Genomic DNA, 18,737 nt, shown 5'->3' on the forward strand with positions numbered 1-18,737 from the left:
GGTAATTGTATCTATATTTCTTTATCTCATTCCTCCCGCCTTATCCTTGTTTTTCTCTTCCCTCACCTAACCTTTGGAGAACTATTTACAGCAAAAAAACAGGGGAACTGCGTCCCCTGTCTCTTCCGCTTTTTATAATTCATTTATAAAAATTACCATTTTATAAACTTCCTACTCTACTTTAATAGTATCAAAGAATTTCTCCTGCACAGTTTTGGCAGCAGCATCTAGCTGCGCTTTGGAATCGGTGCCTTTTTTGGAGAACAGCTCCTGAATCACATTGGACAGGGTTGCATAGTAATCTTGAGTATTGTACTGTGCTTCCGGTTTGCCGTCCAAGAGGGCCATAATATCCGGGTTATATTGGTACACGATATCGGAATACTTGTCATATACCGCTTTGGTCTTCTTGCCAAACTCGGAATCTGCAGCATAGTAGTCCAGAAGCGGCGGGATGAAGTATTTGCCGTCCGCTTTACGTTGCTGCAGAATAGCGTCGAGCGCATCGAGACCTTTATCGGAGAAATAATCAAAGGTAATGTAACGGAACGCCATCTCCTGCTCGTCTTTTGTAGCGTTAGGGTTGATGACCAGATAGTCTCCGCCGAGTACTCCGGTATGCTTACCGCCTTTTTCAAAAGCAGGCATCGGATAGGTCAGCACATCTGCAGGCTTCAATCCGCCTTGATTCAGCGCTTGCTCAATAACTCCGTCGGAACCCGCCATTACCATGGCCGTACGTCCTTGTTGGAATGCGCCTACAGCATCACCCCAGCCAAGCGCCCAATCCTGAGGAATTGCTTCCGCTTCCCATCTCAGCTTCTTGTAGAAGTCCAGCGCTTTCACACCTGCATCGGAATTGAAGGTTGCAACAACCTTGCCTCCTTCAACTTTTTGAATTTCTCCGCCCGCTTCGAACAGGAAGTTGGTCCAGTTCCAGCCTGCTTCATTGCCTTTACCCATAGGTGCGACACCGGAAATGCCTTTTTTGGCATCCGCTACACCTTTGGCTGTATTCAGCATATCATCCCAGGTCCAATCCATTGCAGGAACCGCTACACCTTTATCATCCAGAATTTTTTTATTGATCATTGTCGTGGTAACATAACCCTTCTGTGTTACCCCGTAGACTTTACCGTCAATAATGAACTGGTTCTGCAGCACCGGATTGATCTGATCCTTGTATTCATATTTGTTCCAAAGATCGGTAATATCGGCAGCCCAGCCTTTTTCAATCAGGAATTTGGCTTCTGTAGCATAAGTGTTGAAGAAGGTCGGCGCTTCATTTGCAGCCATCTTCACGCCGATTTCACTTACGTTGTACTGCCAGTCGTCTTTAACGATCTCCACGTTCGGATATTCTGCCTGGAAGCGTTTGATCCGGTCATCCTCCTGTGCCCTCATTTCTGTCAAGTCAGGCGTAGGATAGTGAATTTTGATCGTTACTTTTCTCTGAGTGTTATCATCCACGGGCGCATCCGTTGGAGCAGCAGTTTTATCCGCTGTCTCAGTGGTAGCTGCCGGTGAAGCGTCCCCTCCCTTATTCCCCTGTGCATTTCCGTTGTTGTTATTGTTACCGCCGCAGGCGGATAACAACGAGCCGGTCACAAGGAGACAGGCTAATACGCTGGAATATTTACGCATTGAAACTCCCCTTTTCAATTCATAATTAGCTAACAAAATCATCATAAAAGAGAAATCGCTTACAAACGAGGTGTATTTATATTCCTTATGTGTGCATGTTTACGATCTCTGCATAGAAAAAGTCATATTCTGATTCAGCCCTTAACCGCTGACAGCGCCACCCCGCGCATAATGAATCTCTGAAAAATCAGGAAGACCAAGATTGGCGGCAGCGAGACTAGAAAAAGAATAGCGAACTTGATATTAGTATTGAGCGCCTTGACGTTGATCACATATTTATAGATCGATGTCGCAAGTGTATATTTGTCCTCACTATGCATGACGAGCGATGGCCAGAACCAGTCATTCCAGGCTGTCGAGAAGATAAAGATTGCCAGTGTGGCGAAGATTGGAATGGACAATGGTACGGCGATTGAGAAGAAACTGCGCGGTTCCGAGGCACCGTCAATCCGCGCAGCTTCAAAAATCTCAGGATGGAGTCCGTCAAAAAAGTTCTTCAAGAGCAGGAAATAAAACGTATTCGCCCCGGCAGGAAGCCAGAAAGCTGCATACTGGTTCAAGAGTCCGAGTTCCTTAAGATTGACAAAGTTCGGGATCATATAGCTGGTCGCCGGAATAAACAGCGTCATCAGGAAGAAGAAATAGAAAACTCTCTTGAACGGCACATTCATCCGCGAAATACTGAAAGAAGCAAGACCGAGCACGACCAGGGTCATAATCATATTCCCGACAAAAATATAAATCGTATTCCTGAGGAATTTCAGCAGGTCAATGTAATCCAGCGCATCTTTCAGGTTGGCGAAATGCCATTCCTGGGGGAAAAAATGCGGCGGGAACGAGTTGACCTCCTGATTGGATTTCAGGCCGTTGAACATCGTCATCAGGATGGGATACAGCATGGTAAAGATCATAATCAGAATGAAAAACACCATAATTCCGTAGACGATTTTGTTGCTTGTTTTCTTCAAATCATGTTCGGAAAGAATCCCTCTCTCTGCGCTCTTCATCTTAATTGTCCTCCTTATTCAGCTTGAACTGTAAAATGCCCAAACCGCCGAGGACAACAAACATCAGCATGCCCAGTGCAGTCGCGGTTCCATAATCCAGTCTGGTAAATGCATACTTCACAATTAGCAGAGCATAGGTTAGCGTCGTCTTATTGGGTCCGCCGTCAAGCAATGCCAGCTGTGATTGGTATCCCTGGGAAGTCGCGATGACCTGCAGGATCAGCATCAGGATAATCAGATTGCGCAGTGAAGGAAGTGTGATATGGCGGATACGGGCCCAGACACCGGCACCGTCAATTTCCGCAGCTTCATACCAGTCGCGTGGAATACTGAGCACTGCTGCCAGATAAATCAGCATCCCGGAGCCGAACTGCTGCCAGGTTTCCATGAACACCAGTGAGATCATCGACCACCTGCTGTCCGTCAGAAACGGGATGTGGTCTGCACCCATCGTGCCCAGCAAGGCATTGATCGGGCCCACGGGATCATACAGCCATCTCCACAGCCCATATAGCACTACGGCCGGCATAACATAAGGCAGATAAGCCGCAACGCGTACAAAACCACCGAATTTTCTCAGTTCCGAGATAGCGATAGCAAAAGCGATCGGCACCCAAAAGCCTATAACCAGACAGAGTCCCATATAGTAGACTGTATTTTTGACGGCAATCAGAACATCGGGGTCCGTGAGGGCTCTCGCATAATTGTCCATGCCGACAAAGGTATTGCCTTTAACGAAATCTACAGTATAGAAGCTGTACAGAAAACCTTTAAAAATAGGCACCCACATAAACATGATAAAGATGATGATTGCTGGCAGGAGGAACATATAGCCCCAAAAGTTTTTTTTCCAGCGATTCTGTTTGTACGGTTTGTTCTCGAGCTTCGCCGGCAGCTCCTCGTGTAACGCAGCGGTCTGGTTCATCTTGCTCCCTCATTCCTTTCGTCTTCAGCACTTTGACAAAGTGCTTCCTACCTTAATTGTAGGAAAGGCGGGGGAGGCTGAACATGTCTATATCTACCGAAGTAGTGAGCGTTCTTACTTCTTCAATTCACTGGGGCTGATTCCATAATATTTTTTGAAAATCTTGCTGAAATGCTCCGGTGATTCGTAGCCGACCCGCTCGGCAATCTCATAACGGCGCAGGTCCGTATGCAGAATCATTTCCCGGCTGTCCTCCATCCGCAGCTTAATAACATATTCCCACAGGTTATGGCCTGTATTTTTTTTGAACAGATAGCTTAAATAATTGGGGCTGACATGATTTTTTTTGGCCACCTCGTGAATGGTCAAGCCCTTCTGGGCGTAATTCTCGTCGATATATTCCTTGGCTTTCTGCACGATCAGATTGCTGCGTGTATGCAGCTCCTCTGCAGAGGGGTCGGCGGTATAATTGTTCCAATTGAAATCTCCGTAGTAGAACACATAATGATCGTTATGTTCCTTGTTCCACAGAATAGCCTTGGAAGCCTGACGGTTCAGCACCTCCATGAACGACAATCCCTTGAGAATCTGACTGATCCCGATCACCACGTTCAGATGCAGATATTTATGGATATTAAAATGCAGACTGCGGCCGAGCATATCCAGCCTACCCACCTGGCCTGCCGCCGATTCCTCGTAGCTTTTCTCATCCCACTGGATGATAACGGTAATTTCTTCCCCAGGAGAATAAAAAGCAATGGAGTTCCACTCCTGATCCAGCAGCTCTTTGGCGATGTTAAGCACACCGTAACGCAGCAAGCCGCTATCGCGGGCATTGTACTTCTTGCCCAGTACTACTCCCGGGAGTTTGAGCTTGGTTACCGAGAAATAAGGCCCCTTCAGCTGCAGGTCATCCAGCTTGCGCATCCCTTCCTCATCGCCTATCACAATGCCCGGATCAGCCAGCAGCGCATTCAATAGCTGACTGTATGCCGGAAGCGGCTCCTCAAGCCGGAAGCTTTCGCCGATACCGCTCATTAAAGTCGCCAGCTCCGGTGATGGCTTATCCATCTTGAGCAGCACATTGCGTACCGAGTCGAGAAACTGCTCACTGTTCAGCGGTTTAATCAAATAATCCTTAGCTCCCAGCCTTACGGCCATTTGGGCATATTGAAAGGTTTCATGGGCGGAAATGACGATGGTCTGCACCCAGGGTTTCGCCAGCTTTGCATGCTGCATCAGTTCAATGCCGCTCATCGCTCCCATCTGGATATCGGTAACAAGCAGATCAATCTCTTCCATGCGAACGCAATCCAGCGCCTCAAAACCGCTGCTTGCGGTATAGATATGGCCGATATCCAGCCCAGAGGAAGCAAGCAGGCTGCTAAGTCCTTTGCAAATGAGCGGTTCATCGTCCACAACCAAAATATTGAACATATGCAGATTCTCCTCTCTATTCCTGATTCTCCGACTTCGGAAGCTTGACGGTCACTACCGTCCCGCCCTCCCGGCGCGGCGTATAACTGATTCCATAATCTGGACCAAAATGCAAATGCACACGTTGATTAATATTGCGGATGCCATAGCCGCTGGCAGGGTTCGGGCTCTCATCGTTCAGCACCTGCCTAATCGCCTCATAGTCGACCTGCTTATATCCGTTGTCTTCAATTGTGATTTGGATAAAGTCATCCTGCGCGCTTGCGCTGATGATAATCTCTCCGTCCTCATCCATGTTTTTGACACCGTGTATGATGGCGTTCTCAATCAATGGCTGCAAAGTGATCTTGGGAATCAGATTGCTTTTGGTGTCCGGCTCTATTCTCCAGATGACAGCAAAAACATAATCATAGCGGTGCTGCTGCAGTTTGATATAGGCACTGGCATGCTCCAGTTCTTCTTCCAGCGTAATCAGTTCCCTGCCCCGGCTCAGGCTGATTTTCATCAGCTTGGATAGTTCCTTGATCATTTCCGCCGATTCCACGTTACCTTCCAGCGAGCTTTTCCAGTAGATGCTCTCCAGCGTGTTGTACAACAAATGCGGGTTGATCTGCTGATAAAGCAGCTGCAGCTGGGATTCTTTCTGTTTCAGCTCCATTTGGTATTTATACATAATCAAGCCGTTTAACCTGCGAGCCATATCATAGGTCGAGGAGATCAGGACGCTGACTTCGTCGTTGGTCCCTCTTCTGGGCGTTTCGGGCACACGGTTCCCCGGTTCAAATTTCCGGACGAAAAAGGCCAGCTTCTGCAGCGGTGTCATTAAGGAACGCCAAAAATAGGTGATGATGATAATCCCGAATAGCGCATAGGCGACCGTTATGTATTGAATGACCTGCTTCATTTCATTCTGCTGCTGCAGCAGCGCTTTTACCGGAACCTTATAAACCAGCTTCTGCCCCAGCATATGATTATTGTTTACAACATAAATGAAATCATCTGTAATCACATCCCGTGTCCCTTCGGGATCCCCGCTCTCTGCCCCCTCCGGCAGCTTAATCACTTCACCGGTGGAATTTGTAGTGGACGCCAGCACACGGTTGCTCATATCCGTTAAGTAAATTTCTCCGTCAGGCAGAGAGATGGATTTCAGCGATTCGCCGATCTTGGATTCCATCTTGGTCACCACCAGCACGCCTATCGTCCCTGATCCCCTGTAAATGTTATTGACCGCTCTGACGTAGGTGAGTGTCTTCATATTTTCGGCCTGCGGACTGAGTCTTTCCGTAAACATGAGATATCCCCGGCCCTTCTCATGCACCACCTGATCGAACCAATACGGCTCCTCCCCTGTGGAGAAAAAATAAACGCCTGCTTTCTTCACCTGCGGGAAGTTGGGTGCGAAAAAGTAATAGTTATCCGGATCGTACACATAGAGAGAGTAAAAGATTCCGTCGCCGTGTTCGGCTCCCTGTGAATAGCTCCCCAGGAGCTTTTCAATCGTTTCATAACGTTCGACCCGTTCCAATACCGTATCATCCCCTTGCATATTCAGCTGCTGCAGGATCGGGTTCTGGATGACCGTCGTAGTGATTTTGTTTACTGTATCAATGTCCCTGTTAATGATTGCAAAATTCTGTTTATTCAGCTCTACATAAGCATTGGTGACATGCCGCTTCAAAATCTCCTCCGCCTTGTAATTTCCGTAGCTGTTCAGGATCAGTATAGGTGAGACCATAATCAGAAACAGCAGGATCAGCTGCTGCTTAACGTTCAGCCTGACGAGCGGCTTCATAAGTGCAGACAACATCTGGATACACCTCCAGTTTCAATAATATATCAAATGAATAAGCGCTTACATATGTTTATTTTAAAGTTTATTATGGGTATTTGTATGCAATTTCTCCGGTGGGCAGGCAAAAAAGGAACTGTCACAGGACAGTTCCCTAAAGTTCCCTTGCATTTCCTTATAGCTAAATATTAGCGCTGTTTGGTATAGCCGTTCAGTTGCATCCAGGAAGCGCATGCCTCTGTCCAAGTGCGGGTATGAGGTTCTTCAGGCGCCAGGCCGAGCCCATGTCTCCCGTGCGTGTATACATGCAGATCGAACGGAATATGGTAACGTTCCAATGCGGCGGCGAACAGCAGGCTGTTCGCTACAGGTACTGAACCGTCATCTGAGGTGTGCCAGAGGAAGGTTGGCGGAGTGTCCGCTGTTACTTGCAGTTCACTGCTGAGCAGCTTGACCAGCTCCTCCTCCGCAGTCTCCCCGAGCAGATTGGTTCTGGAGCCTTGATGGGCTGCCGCGGCGTACATAGTGATCACCGGGTAACACAGGATCATAAAGTCCGGGCGGCTGGACTGACGGTCCAGAGGTTCGGCCGCCCCGGCATTTTCCCGGTCAAACGAGACTCCAGTGGTCGAAGCGAGATGGCCGCCGGCAGAGAAGCCCAGGATTCCAAGTTTGCCGGGATCAATTCCGTATTCGCCAGCACGGAAGCGGATTGTGCGCAGCGCTCTTTGGGCGTCTTGCAGCGCTCTTGGATATTGATATGGCGCCACACGATAGCGTAGTACAAAGGCTGAGATTCCCAGTGTATTCAGCCACTCGGCTAACGGCTCCCCTTCATGATATGCCCGCATGCCGTAGCCGCCACCCGGGCATATCAATACCGCAGCATTGTGCTTTCCTTCTACCAGATACGGCGTAATCGCCGGACTGTCCTCATCGCTACTTCCCAGAGCTCCCGGAGCTCCCTCCGGCCATAACAACAACGTTTCCATCTGCATCCCTCATACTTTCCTTCTATAATAGAATAATGAGACGGAGGATAATTTATCCTCTTCTATCATTAGTCTATCAAGGCCTTACAGTTCATGCAATCCGGTAACCACCAGATCGGCTTCCTTCAGCACCTCCGGTTTACCGATACCGACAACCAGCATCCCTGCCGCTTTGCCTGCTGCAACGCCAGCCTCTGCATCCTCGAACACCACGCACTCGCCGGGCTGCAAACCAAGCTCCTTGCAGGCGGTTTGAAATACTTCCGGGTCCGGCTTGGCAAGGGTTACCTTGTTCCCGTCAACAACCGCATCAAACAATCCGGCAATGTTCAGCTTATCGAGAATGAACGCGGCATTTTTGCTAGCTGAACCGAGGGCAATGGCCACATCACGCGCTCTCAGGCTGTTCAAGTATTCCTTAACGCCGGGCAGCAGTGCAGATTCATTCAGACCAGAGATGTACTCTACATACAGGCGGTTTTTCTTGTCTGCCATGGCAAGCTTCTCCGCTTCACTGAATTCCATGCCGCCGATTTCCAGCAGGATGTCCAGCGATCTCGTCCGGCTTACCCCCTTAAGCCGTTCATTGTGTTCTTCTGTAAACACGAAGCCAAGCTCCTCGGCAAGTGAACGCCAGGCCAAAAAATGATATTTGGCCGTATCCACAATCACACCGTCGAGATCAAAGATTGCGCCTTTCATATGTTCCAGCATTTGTTTTCTTTCCTCTCTAATGAACTTTCCTTGCCCGTTCCTCTCCTGCTCACTGGCAGCTGCGCTATTCAAGAGACGGAGCTTGGCACCCGGCAGACATGACATGTCCCCGCCGCCAAATGCGCTGATGGCCAATGGCTCGCGGTTGTCCGCAGCCGCAGTGACGGCCACTTCATTTCGGCTGATCCGCAGTATAAAGAGGCCGCCTCGCAGAATCACAGGCAATTCCACAGATTGCCACGGTCCCGGCAGCGCCGGATTTAGGCGCAGCACTTCACCGTCAAACTGTACCCCTGCAAAGCCGAGTACTGCAGCCATCCAGGCGCCGCCGTTCGCGGCCGGATGGGTTCCCCCGATGTAGAGGTCACCGACATATTGCTTCGACTCCCCGGTAAGATCAACCGTGGCTGTACGCATGAAATACGGATATCCCCAATCAGGCGAGCCGATGTCGGCGGCCACCAGTGCGTAGATACAGGGGCTGAGGCTGGAGCCATGCTCGGTGCGCGGCTCATAGAATTCCCAGTTTGCCTGTTTCACTTCCTTAGAGAAGGTAGCTTTGAACAGATTCAGCATCAACACAACATCAGCCTGTTTCAGAATAGTCGTGGTTGTGGCCAGCCCGCTGCCGCCGCCCCAATATTCATTTTTGTTGATGACCCGGGATTTCAGCTCGGAAAGTGTCACCTCTTCCAATTTGAAATAACGGTCGAACTGCTCAATCACAAGATTCTCCGGATCAGGCTGTGGAACATAAAAATGCTCCAGCATCTCGTTAAATTCCGCCACGAAAGGTCCATCCGCAAACAATGCTGCAAGTCCCGGGTAATGCCCGCGATATTTATCCTGCAGCAACTGCACAACCCGCAGGGCGATTTCCAGTGTCTCCTTCACCAGCGCGTTTGTAAAAGCGTTGTTGTTCACCCGCTCATGATATTCGTCCGGGCCGGTAACATCGAGGATCTCATACCGTTTTTTGACCGGGTTATAGTAGGCATAAGAATAGAAGAAGCGGGCACATTCCCAGATCACTTCTGCCCCACCGTCCACCAGCAGACTGTCATCTCCGGTAAACGTTACGTATTGCCAGATCCCGTGCACCACATCCGCGCTGATATGCACCTGCTTGTCACGGAAGTACGTCCGCATCGAGCGGCCGGTAAATACATCATTTACATTAAATAGTGTACAGGCATCGTCTCCGCTGTCCTGGCTTTCCCAGGCATAAAAAGCGCCAAGAAATCCGTATTCCGCCGCCTTGCGGCGCGCTCCATCCAGCGTATGGATGCGGTACATCATCAGATTGCGGGCAATCCGGGGATCGCTATGCAGAAAAAAGGGCAGCATGAACATTTCCGTGTCCCAGAACACGGCACCTTTGTAGACTTGCCCGGATAAACCCCGCGCCGGAATCGAAACCTTCTCCGATTCGGTGGGTGCAATAATCAGCAGCTGATAAATGCTGTACCTCAGCGCAAACTGGGCCGCCTCATCACCTTCAATCCGGCAATCGCAGCGTGACCACCGCTCCTCCCAAACTGCGCAGTGAGCCTTGAGCAGCTCTTCGTAGCCTGCCTTTTCCGCGGTCAGGACCTCCTGCTCCGCTGTCGCTGCCGGATCGCCAGCGTTATCAAGCCCGGTATAAACCGCGACATATTTGAACCATTCATAGGTTTCTCCCGCCTTCGCATCAAAAGAAATCACACGCATGGCACCTTCCCCGGCTGTTTCCTGAACATCAAAGGTGAAGTCTGCCCTTTCCGCGACAGCTACCGGCAGTTTCAGCTCACCAGTTATGGCAGTGGAGAGGGCTGTCCCTGCCTTGCACTGTTCTTTTCTCTCCGTGAGATGTGGGCCATTAATATCCCACACCTCTCCGTCGATGCCGGTCTCAATCTCGAGACGGCAATCTGCTGTGCTGTGCAGGATCAGCCTGCCTGCCAGCAAATGCAGCTGATCCATGCTGACAAACCGTTCGGCCGTGAAGGTCAGCTTGCCGCCGCGGATACCGTATTCAGTCTCCCGCCGATGGACAGCGTTGCGGAACTCCAGCTCCTGACAATGGGACAGCGGATCAGCATCCAGAACTCCAAGCGGCTGGCCATTGCAGCTTAGCTTGGCGAACAGACCGTTTGGAGCGTTCACCGGCTCTCGCCATTGCTCGCCGGATTTGTCGTACAATCCGGCCAGAGTTACAGCTGTTAGCTGCTCCTTGGTGAATTCCTCCAGCGTACCGCGGTAACCCATATAGCCGTTGCCGGTCATATATTTGTTTCCGTTCGTTGTCACCTTGCTTTTGTCGAAGTCATGCTCTGCTACTGTCCAGCTCATCCGGCCAACATCCCTTCACCCAGCGGAATCGCTGTGCCGGCAGCATCCACCTTCAGCTTCTGTCCATAGACAACAATCTCCGTACTTCCGCCATCCACAGCTTTAAAGCTTACCGTGTCCTTCGTGACCTCGATGCGCAGCAGCACTCCCTCATACATCACCTGGAAGCTGTAAGAGGTCCAGCGCTGCGGAAGCGAAGGCTGGAAGCTCAGACAATCGCCATCAGAGCGCATACCGCCAAATCCGTATACGATATTCATCCATGCGGCAGCAATTGAAGTGGTGTGCAGGCCTTCACGGGTGTTGCGGTTATAATTATCCAGATCAAGCCGGGTGGCAAATTCAAAGAAGGTATAAGCCTCCTCATGTTTACCGATTTCACTGGCCAGAATGGAATGGATCGAAGGAGAGAGTGAAGACTCATGGATACATCTGGGTTCGTAATATTCATAGTTCGCCACTTTGGCTTCTCTGGAGAACTGCCCGCTGTACAGGAACATGAACATCAGCACATCAGGCTGCTTGATCATGTCGTAACGGTAGAGACGGTCATAGGACCAATTCGCGTAAAGCGGAAAATCCCTGACAGGTATGGAGTGAATATCAATATGCGGCATATCGAAAAATCCGTCATGCTCCTCATAGATCCCGCTGTTCGGGTCCAGGGGAATCCGCATATGCTGCGCTTTAAGGCTCCAGTCCGCTAATTCTTCGTCACGCAATCCCGTCTTGGCCATCACTTCGGCGAACGTATCAGGTACCTGCTCTTTCATTTCAGCGACCGTTTCCAGCGTGTATTCGAACAATTTTTGGGCCATCAGGTTGATATAGCAGTTATTGTTCACCATCAATTGGAACTCATCAGGACCCATGACACCGAAATAACCGTATTCGCCGCTCCGCTGTCCCCATTGCCCGCGCGTAGCATAGAAGCGGCTGATCTGGATCAGCATTTCTGCACCTTTGCTGTACAGGAAGGTTCGGTCGCCCGTATTCTTCACATAATGCCAGATACCGTAGGAAACGGCAGTGCCAACATGAAGCTGCAGATTAGAATGCTGCCACAGGTCGCAGCTCTCCGTCCCGTCAATCGTGGCAATCGGATAGCAGGCTCCCTCGCAGTCTACGTCTTTGGCGCGCAGCATCGCTTCCGGCAGCGTTTTATAGCGGAATTCGAGCAGGCTTTTGGCTGCCTTGGGATTATTGAACATATAGAACGGCAGACAGTAGGACTCGGTATCCCAGAAGGCAAGACCACGGTAAGCCTCGCCCGTTAAGCCTTTGGCGCCGATATTAAAGCCGGGATGGTCACCGTGATATGTCTGGTAGAGCTGGAAGATACAGAAGCGGATGCCCTGCTGGTTCTCGGGATCACCTTCGATGCGGATATCGCTGGTCTGCCAGATGCCGCTCCAGTAGGTCTTTTGTTCGGAGAATACTGCTTGCTCGTCTAGTCTGCCTGCCGTAACCGCAAGCTCCATTCCTTCTGCCCACAGACTATCTTCGCTCCGTGAGGAGTCACTATCCGTGCAATTGACGGCAAGCTTCGTGTAATGCACGGCTTTCCCTTGGGTCAGCTCCAGTGTAAACTGCTGGCCAATAAATCGATCCCGTTCTACCCGCACAGCATTAATCACCTGCGAAGACTGCAGGACAAAGCTGCTAAACAGCTTATTGCCGGTAGTCAGCGTTTCCGCCATAATCGCAGTGACGCCGTCTTCCACCCCGCTGCGCAGGCTTTTCCACATACTCTTCCCGCGTTCCTCATGAATCATGTTAAAATCAAGCCCTGTGCACACTTCTGCGGTCCCCGAGAAATTCAGCGGCTGAAAGGCAACCTGCTGCAGCCCCAGATGGGACAGGGTCATGCTGACCAGCCGGGTGAATGTTACTTTCAGATCCTTCCCGCACTCCAGATGCCAGATGAACTCACGGCAATACGTCCCGCTCTGAAAATCCAGTCTGCGGCTGAACTCCGAAACTTTGCTTTTTGCAAGATCCAGAACCTCTCCGTCCACAGTAATTCGGGTGTACAGCCAGTCCACTGCATTTACCATGTAGCGCAAGGAGCGAATAATACCCTTATAATGATTGCCAATCTCCTGCTGCTCGTTCAGACCATTAAAATAGCTGCCAGGCAGTGAATCACCGCTATAACCTTCATCTGCAAAACCACGCACACCCATATACTCATTGCCCAGTGAAAAAATCGATTCCGAGGTACGGTTCCTTTCCGGGTCAAACCCATCTTCAATGATCGCCCATGGATCGACCTTTAAATATTTATCCGCCACTTTTGCCATGTTTGATTTCTCCTTCTCCCGAGTTGTATCCACATGTCCTCCTGTGCTCAGAGGAAACGCCGGACGCTCACTTCAAGAGTATCTTTCCGGAGAATCTTGGCCAATGTCTGCCTGTAATGGAGTTATGTGCATTTTTACGGAGTTGAAGGAATCCTGCAGTTTAGGATATGATCAATAAAGCTGAGCAGCCCTGAAATGCATATTAAATCTCACACGTTTGAAGTGAAATTTATCACAATGTTAAAAATTCGACACTTTTTGGCGAAAATTTTTACCCATAATGAGGGATTTCAAGGTATAATTAATTTAAAATTTACTGAAAAACTGAGGGAATAAAGGGGATGTCGATTATGATCAAGGAACATTATAATGTTATCGAAGCCCACGGGAATACAAACTGTTTCTCCGAACAGAACTTCAACAGACTTCTTGTCACAATGAAAGAACGCATGGTCCCTGAAGGATCTCACTTGTTTTGGGAAGGCGACTACTCGGATAAATTGTTTTATATCAAACGTGGACGTGTTAAACTGACCAAATCTACTGACGAGGGTAAGGAACTTATTCTTTATATGTATCAGGCTGGTGACATGGTAGGTCAAGCAGACCCTTTCTTCAGCACGAAGCACAGCTTCACCGCAGAAGTGATTGAGGAGAGCGAGGTTGGTGTGATTGAGCAGAAGGATCTGGAGATTCTGATCTGCCAGCACTGTGATTTCGCCATTGACTTTATGAAATGGATGGGCATTCACCACCGTCTCACCCAGACGAAATTCCGTGATTTGATGATGTACGGCAAGCCTGGCGCACTTTGTTCGACGCTGATCCGCCTCGGCAACACTTATGGCGAGAAGAACGGCGACAACATTCTGATCAACAAAAAAATCACGCATACGGATCTGTCCAACATGATCGGTGCTACCCGTGAGAGTGTCAACCGGATGCTGAGCGACCTTCGCAAGAAAGACGCTGTGGAATACGAAAACGGCATGATCGTAATTAAAGATCTTGGCATGCTGCAGGAAATCTGCCACTGTGAATTATGTCCGAACGAAATTTGCCGTATTTAATTTCCTTGTAATAATACCCTCTATTCTCCTCAATGAAACATATAGGGCCCAAATTTTCTTCACAATAAAGATAGAGTGGTCTAAGACGCCTTGCGGGCGTCTTTTTTTCCGTTTGTATTACCTTGAGGCAGTGCTCCATTAGTGAAGCTGTACTACTTGGAGCCTTTTTTCATCTCCCATTTCCCATAATATCCAGCCTCTGGAGACAAACTGCCTCCGCTCAGCCAACCCGCTGCAAGCACCGCCACCGGTGAAGCCGAATCCAGCGTAATGGCTGCCAGATCCACCCACTCCATCCCCAGTGAATCCTGCTCCGCGAATACTCCGATAGTAGCAGCATGTTGAGGGTCCGTGATATTCACAGTGTACAGTGCTGCGATGTGATGCATATGTGTAAAGTCATTCTCCTGATAGCGCACAAAAAAATAAAAGGTGCCCAAACTGTCTCTCACCTTGACAGACAACCCGGTTTCCTCCATAAATTCTCTGACCAGCCCATCAGCCAGCGATTCATTCTCCTCCAGCCTTCCCCCGGGAAGATCATATCTTCCGGTATAAGCCCCTCTTCCTTTATGTATGACCAGCAGCCTGCCCTCGCGTTCACAAATTCCATAAACCCCAAAATGATTGAAGCTCTTCATCGCAGATCTCTCCCTGTAAAATATAACAATATGACTTAATGTAAAGTCCCCGTGCAGATACAGTTTAACAAAAAAACTGTCCTGCGGGCTATGACCCACAAGACAGTTATAGTTGCTTGCTATTCAAAACTTCTCCGTACCTTAACGTTTGCCTCGGGCAGCACGCACCGGTGAGATCAGCCAATAGGCCATACCTACAAACACACCACCGCCGATGATATTGCCCAGGGTGACGGGAATCATGTTATGCAGCCAGCCGGCAATGCTGATGGTCTCCGGATGGTTCGGCAGCAGTACGGCTACGCTTAGCAGTGTCATGTTAGCCACACTGTGCTCATATCCGCTGGCGATAAAGGCGAACAGACACCACCAGATCAGCACCAGCTTCGCTGCTTCACTTTTCGCACGCGAGGACATCCACAAGGCCAGACAGACCAGCCAGTTACAGAGGATACCACGGAAGAACAGCTCCGAGAAGGGCAGTGTCATTTTTTTGGCGGCAGCGGTAAAGATCAGATGCTCAGCAGGAGCTGCCTTGAACAGACCCGTTCCTTGAATCAGCAGCGCCAGAATGACCGCACCGGCAACATTGCCGACAAATACAATAATCCAGTTCTTTACCGTATCCCAGACACTGGTTCTTCCGGCAAGCGTACTTACGGTAAAAAACATATTGTTCCCGGTAAACAGCTCAGATCCGGCAAATACGACCAGTGTCAGTGCAATCCCGAAGGAGGTGCCCATCACAAGCGGCTGAAAAGGAGATTTGGCCGCCGCTAGCGGTGCGCCGAGTGAGAAAATAAGAATGATTCCGATCCCAACGTAAGCCCCGGCCAATATTGCAGCCAGAAAATACCTCGGCAGACTCTCGTTCATTTTGTCGCGTTTGCCTACTGCTGTTTCTACGATGTTCTCGACACTTTGCGTAAACATCTCTCCACCCCGCCATTCCTCATCTTAATTTAGCTTTGAAAAACTGCCTGTTGCAGGCTGACTTTCACAATATCTCCGTCCAGAGAAACGGGAAAGGTTGCTACTGTACCGTGGTCTGGTGCCTGAACCTCGCCGCTGCGAAGGTCAATCTTCCAGTCATACAGCGGATCGTACAAATAATGTCCCGATACGATTCCCTCAGCGAGAGGCCCACCCTTGGGATGAGGGCTGCTGTTCTCTACGGCATAGAAAGCTCCGTCCGAGGTGCGGAATATGGCCAGCTCCAGATTCCCGGCTGTTACAACACGTCCAATTTGCGGCAGGAAACTCTGTACCGGTCCTACGGCGTATTCTTGTTTTGCGCTATCCATTGTTCTCTCTCCTTTTGGGTTATGATTAGACTCTTGCCTTCTCAAACAGCGCGGTGCGGGTGCTGTCGTCATTCAGCATTTTTTTCCAAGGATCAGTTACCTGAGCCAGGGCAAAATCAATCCTTGCAGCCAGCTCCTTGCGGTTGTCCTCATTGTTCAGAATCACGTTCTGGATATTTTCCAGTCCCATGCGTTCGACCCACTCCGAGGTTCTTTCCAGGTAGTTCCCGGTTTCACGGTAGTACTGAATCACGGCGGAGCAGATTTCGATCAGCTCATCATCGGTTTTCACCTTGCAGAAGGCATCGGCTATCCGCGGTTTGATCCCGCCGTTGCCGCCAATGAACACTTCCCAGCCACCGTCGTTGCCGACGATGCCGATATCCTTCGTGCAGGATTCCGCACAGTTGCGCGGACAGCCGTTGACTGCTATTTTGAATTTGGCCGGCAAATCAAGGCGTTCATATTTACGTTCAATAAAAGCTCCCATACCCATGGAATCCTGTGTCCCGAAGCGGCAGAACTGCGAACCTACACAAGTTTTTACCGTACGAAGCGATTTCGCATAGCCATAACCGGAAGGCATATCCAGCTCTTCCCATACTTTAGGCACATCCTCTTTTTGGATACCGACCAGATCCAGACGCTGACCACCGGTCACTTTTACAACCTTCACGTTATATTTCAAGGAAACATCGGCAATTCGTCTCAGGTCTTCCGGTGTAGTTACCCCGCCGTACATCCGTGGAATAACGGTAAAGGTACCATCTTTCTGGATGTTCGCACTCATCCGTTCGTTGACGAACCGCGATTCCTTCTCATCCTCATGGGTATCCGGGTAGATCATGCCAAGATAATAGTTCACAGCCGGACGACATTTGGAACAGCCTTCCGCTTGTTTCCAACCCAGCACATTCATAACCTCTTTGGTCGTTTTCAGTCCTTTAGCGGTAATCTCTGCTACAATCTCATCGCGGCTCAAGGTGGTGCATCCGCAGATCCCCTGCTTCGCACTTTCCTGGAAGCTGTCACCGAGAACAAACTGCAGAATCTGCTCGACAACCGGCTTGCAGCCACCGCATGAGCGGGTAGCTCCGGTGCAGGCTTTAATTTCGTCTACCGTGGTAAAACCGTTCTCCGTAACGGCATCAACGATTGCCTTCTTGGTCACGCCGTTGCAGCCGCAGACGATCTCCTCATCAGCCATCGTTTCGACTGACAAGCCTTTTTTTGCACCGCCTCCGCCGCAGCAGCCCGTGCCCATTACTTCGCCATAAATTTCGTCGGTCATTTCGGTGCCCTGCTTGACCAGCTTCTGCAGACTGGCAGACTCAGTCACATCGCCGAACAGGACTGCACCGACAATAATATTGTTTCTGAGCAGAATTTTCTTATAGGTTCTCTTCCATTCATCTTTAGCCGAAATGACGGTATGCTCCGCTGTTTCAGTGAAATCACCGGCAGAGAAGACATCCACTCCGGAGATCTTCAGCTTGGTGGCTACGACAGAACCTTCATACGGCTGGGTGGAGGCGCCGCACAAATGCTTCGCCAGCACCATCCCCTGCTCGAACAGCGGAGCTACCAGCCCGTAGCAAGTGCCGCGGTGCTCTGTACATTCTCCTACAGAATAGACATTCGCCATCGAGGTCTGGAGATAATCGTTCACGACAATTCCGCGATTAACCGTGATGCCGCTGTCTTTAGCCAGCTGGACATTCGGTTTGATTCCGACCGCCATCACTACAAAATCTGATTGCAGCTCGGTTCCATCGCTGAAACGCAGGCCGTTTACCCGTTCCTCTCCGGTCAGCTCAACCGTCTGTTTGCCCATAGCAAACTTCACGCCCTGGCGCTCAAGCTCAGCTTGAAGCATGGAGGAAGCAGTATGGTCAAGCTGACGCTCCATCAAATCCTCCAGCAGATGCACAACGGTAACATCCATACCGAGGTTCACAAGTCCTTTGGCTGCTTCAAGACCAAGCAGTCCGCCGCCAATCACCGCCGCTGTGCGGTATTGTTGTGCCGCAGCCAGCATGGCGTCGCAATCCGCAATGTCACGGAAGCCTACAACTCCATCCTTTGTGCTGCCCGGTACCGGCAGAATGAATGAATTTGAACCTGTTGCAATAATAACTTTATCATAAGGAACCGACATTCCATTATCTGTAATGATCTGACGGGAGGCTTCATCAATCCGGACAACAGTGGTTCCAGTATGCAGAGTAATATTGTTATCCTCGTACCACTGGCGGTCGTTCAGAATGATATCTTCAATGCTCTTGCTTCCTTCGAGGACATAGGACAGCATTATCCGGTTGTAGTTGGGATGAGGCTCGCTTCCAAAGATCGTAATATCATAAGCGCCGCCAAGCTTAAGGATCTGTTCGATAGTGCCTACGCCAGCCATACCATTCCCTATCAAAACTAACTTTTCTCTCTCCACGGTCACTGTTAAGACCCTCCTCAATGCTTCTGGATTTCTTCATATACATATCTGATAACAAAATTATACGTTTTAAATTTGAAGAGCATTTGTGATTCAAATCACAATAAATGTGAATCTTTTCACATATT

General features: G+C 49.8%; 13 protein-coding genes. 1 reads left to right on the top strand and 12 read right to left on the bottom strand.

Features of this window, described 5'->3' with window-relative positions; genetic code table 11:
• Positions 1–171: 171 nt before the first annotated feature.
• The 8 genes from ACQ76X_RS02820 to ACQ76X_RS02855 form a co-directional block, all read right to left on the bottom strand.
• Positions 172–1,644: an ABC transporter substrate-binding protein gene (locus ACQ76X_RS02820; RefSeq protein WP_438491348.1), complete on the bottom strand. Its 1,473-nt coding sequence runs from the start codon at positions 1,642–1,644 to the stop codon at positions 172–174.
• Positions 1,645–1,778: 134 nt separating this feature from the next.
• Positions 1,779–2,651: a carbohydrate ABC transporter permease gene (locus tag ACQ76X_RS02825; protein ID WP_038594969.1), complete on the bottom strand. Its 873-nt coding sequence runs from the start codon at positions 2,649–2,651 to the stop codon at positions 1,779–1,781.
• Position 2,652: 1 nt separating this feature from the next.
• Positions 2,653–3,576 carry a carbohydrate ABC transporter permease gene (locus ACQ76X_RS02830; RefSeq protein WP_438491350.1) on the bottom strand — a complete coding sequence of 308 codons (924 nt, stop codon included), beginning with the start codon at positions 3,574–3,576 and terminating at the stop codon, positions 2,653–2,655.
• Positions 3,577–3,690: 114 nt separating this feature from the next.
• Complete coding sequence (locus ACQ76X_RS02835; protein ID WP_438491352.1) at positions 3,691–5,013, bottom strand: response regulator; 1,323 nt, start codon at positions 5,011–5,013, stop codon at positions 3,691–3,693.
• 16 nt (positions 5,014–5,029) lie between these two features.
• On the bottom strand, positions 5,030–6,823 hold the full coding sequence (locus tag ACQ76X_RS02840; RefSeq protein WP_438491354.1) for a cache domain-containing sensor histidine kinase: 1,794 nt from the start codon (positions 6,821–6,823) through the stop codon (positions 5,030–5,032).
• Between the two features lie 170 nt (positions 6,824–6,993).
• Positions 6,994–7,797 (bottom strand): alpha/beta hydrolase, encoded by an 804-nt coding sequence (locus tag ACQ76X_RS02845; protein WP_438491355.1) that lies wholly within the window; start codon positions 7,795–7,797, stop codon positions 6,994–6,996.
• Between the two features lie 84 nt (positions 7,798–7,881).
• Positions 7,882–10,842 carry a beta-phosphoglucomutase gene (pgmB, locus tag ACQ76X_RS02850; protein ID WP_438491357.1) on the bottom strand — a complete coding sequence of 987 codons (2,961 nt, stop codon included), beginning with the start codon at positions 10,840–10,842 and terminating at the stop codon, positions 7,882–7,884.
• On the bottom strand, positions 10,839–13,145 hold the full coding sequence (locus tag ACQ76X_RS02855; protein WP_438491359.1) for a glycoside hydrolase family 65 protein: 2,307 nt from the start codon (positions 13,143–13,145) through the stop codon (positions 10,839–10,841). The genes pgmB and ACQ76X_RS02855 overlap by 4 nt, the downstream gene beginning before the upstream one ends.
• 350 nt (positions 13,146–13,495) lie before the next feature.
• Between ACQ76X_RS02855 and ACQ76X_RS02860 the strand changes: the two genes are divergently transcribed.
• Entirely contained in the window at positions 13,496–14,215 is a 720-nt protein-coding gene (locus ACQ76X_RS02860) for a Crp/Fnr family transcriptional regulator (protein WP_379140765.1), read from the top strand.
• 152 nt (positions 14,216–14,367) lie between these two features.
• Here ACQ76X_RS02860 and ACQ76X_RS02865 read toward each other — a convergent pair whose 3' ends face one another.
• The 4 genes from ACQ76X_RS02865 to nirB form a co-directional block, all read right to left on the bottom strand.
• Positions 14,368–14,856 carry an NUDIX hydrolase gene (locus ACQ76X_RS02865; RefSeq protein WP_438491361.1) on the bottom strand — a complete coding sequence of 163 codons (489 nt, stop codon included), beginning with the start codon at positions 14,854–14,856 and terminating at the stop codon, positions 14,368–14,370.
• Between the two features lie 141 nt (positions 14,857–14,997).
• A complete protein-coding gene (locus ACQ76X_RS02870; protein WP_342436383.1) occupies positions 14,998–15,789 on the bottom strand; it encodes a formate/nitrite transporter family protein in 792 nt (263 codons plus the stop codon).
• Between the two features lie 29 nt (positions 15,790–15,818).
• Positions 15,819–16,160 carry a nitrite reductase small subunit NirD gene (gene nirD, locus ACQ76X_RS02875; protein ID WP_038594983.1) on the bottom strand — a complete coding sequence of 114 codons (342 nt, stop codon included), beginning with the start codon at positions 16,158–16,160 and terminating at the stop codon, positions 15,819–15,821.
• A gap of 25 nt (positions 16,161–16,185) precedes the next feature.
• Positions 16,186–18,612, bottom strand: a complete 2,427-nt coding sequence (nirB, locus tag ACQ76X_RS02880; RefSeq protein WP_438491364.1) for a nitrite reductase large subunit NirB — start codon at positions 18,610–18,612, stop codon at positions 16,186–16,188.
• Between the last annotated feature and the right edge of the window lie 125 nt (positions 18,613–18,737).

This window comes from Paenibacillus sp. IHBB 3054 (assembly GCF_051594305.1).
Classification (GTDB): domain Bacteria; phylum Bacillota; class Bacilli; order Paenibacillales; family Paenibacillaceae; genus Paenibacillus_AQ.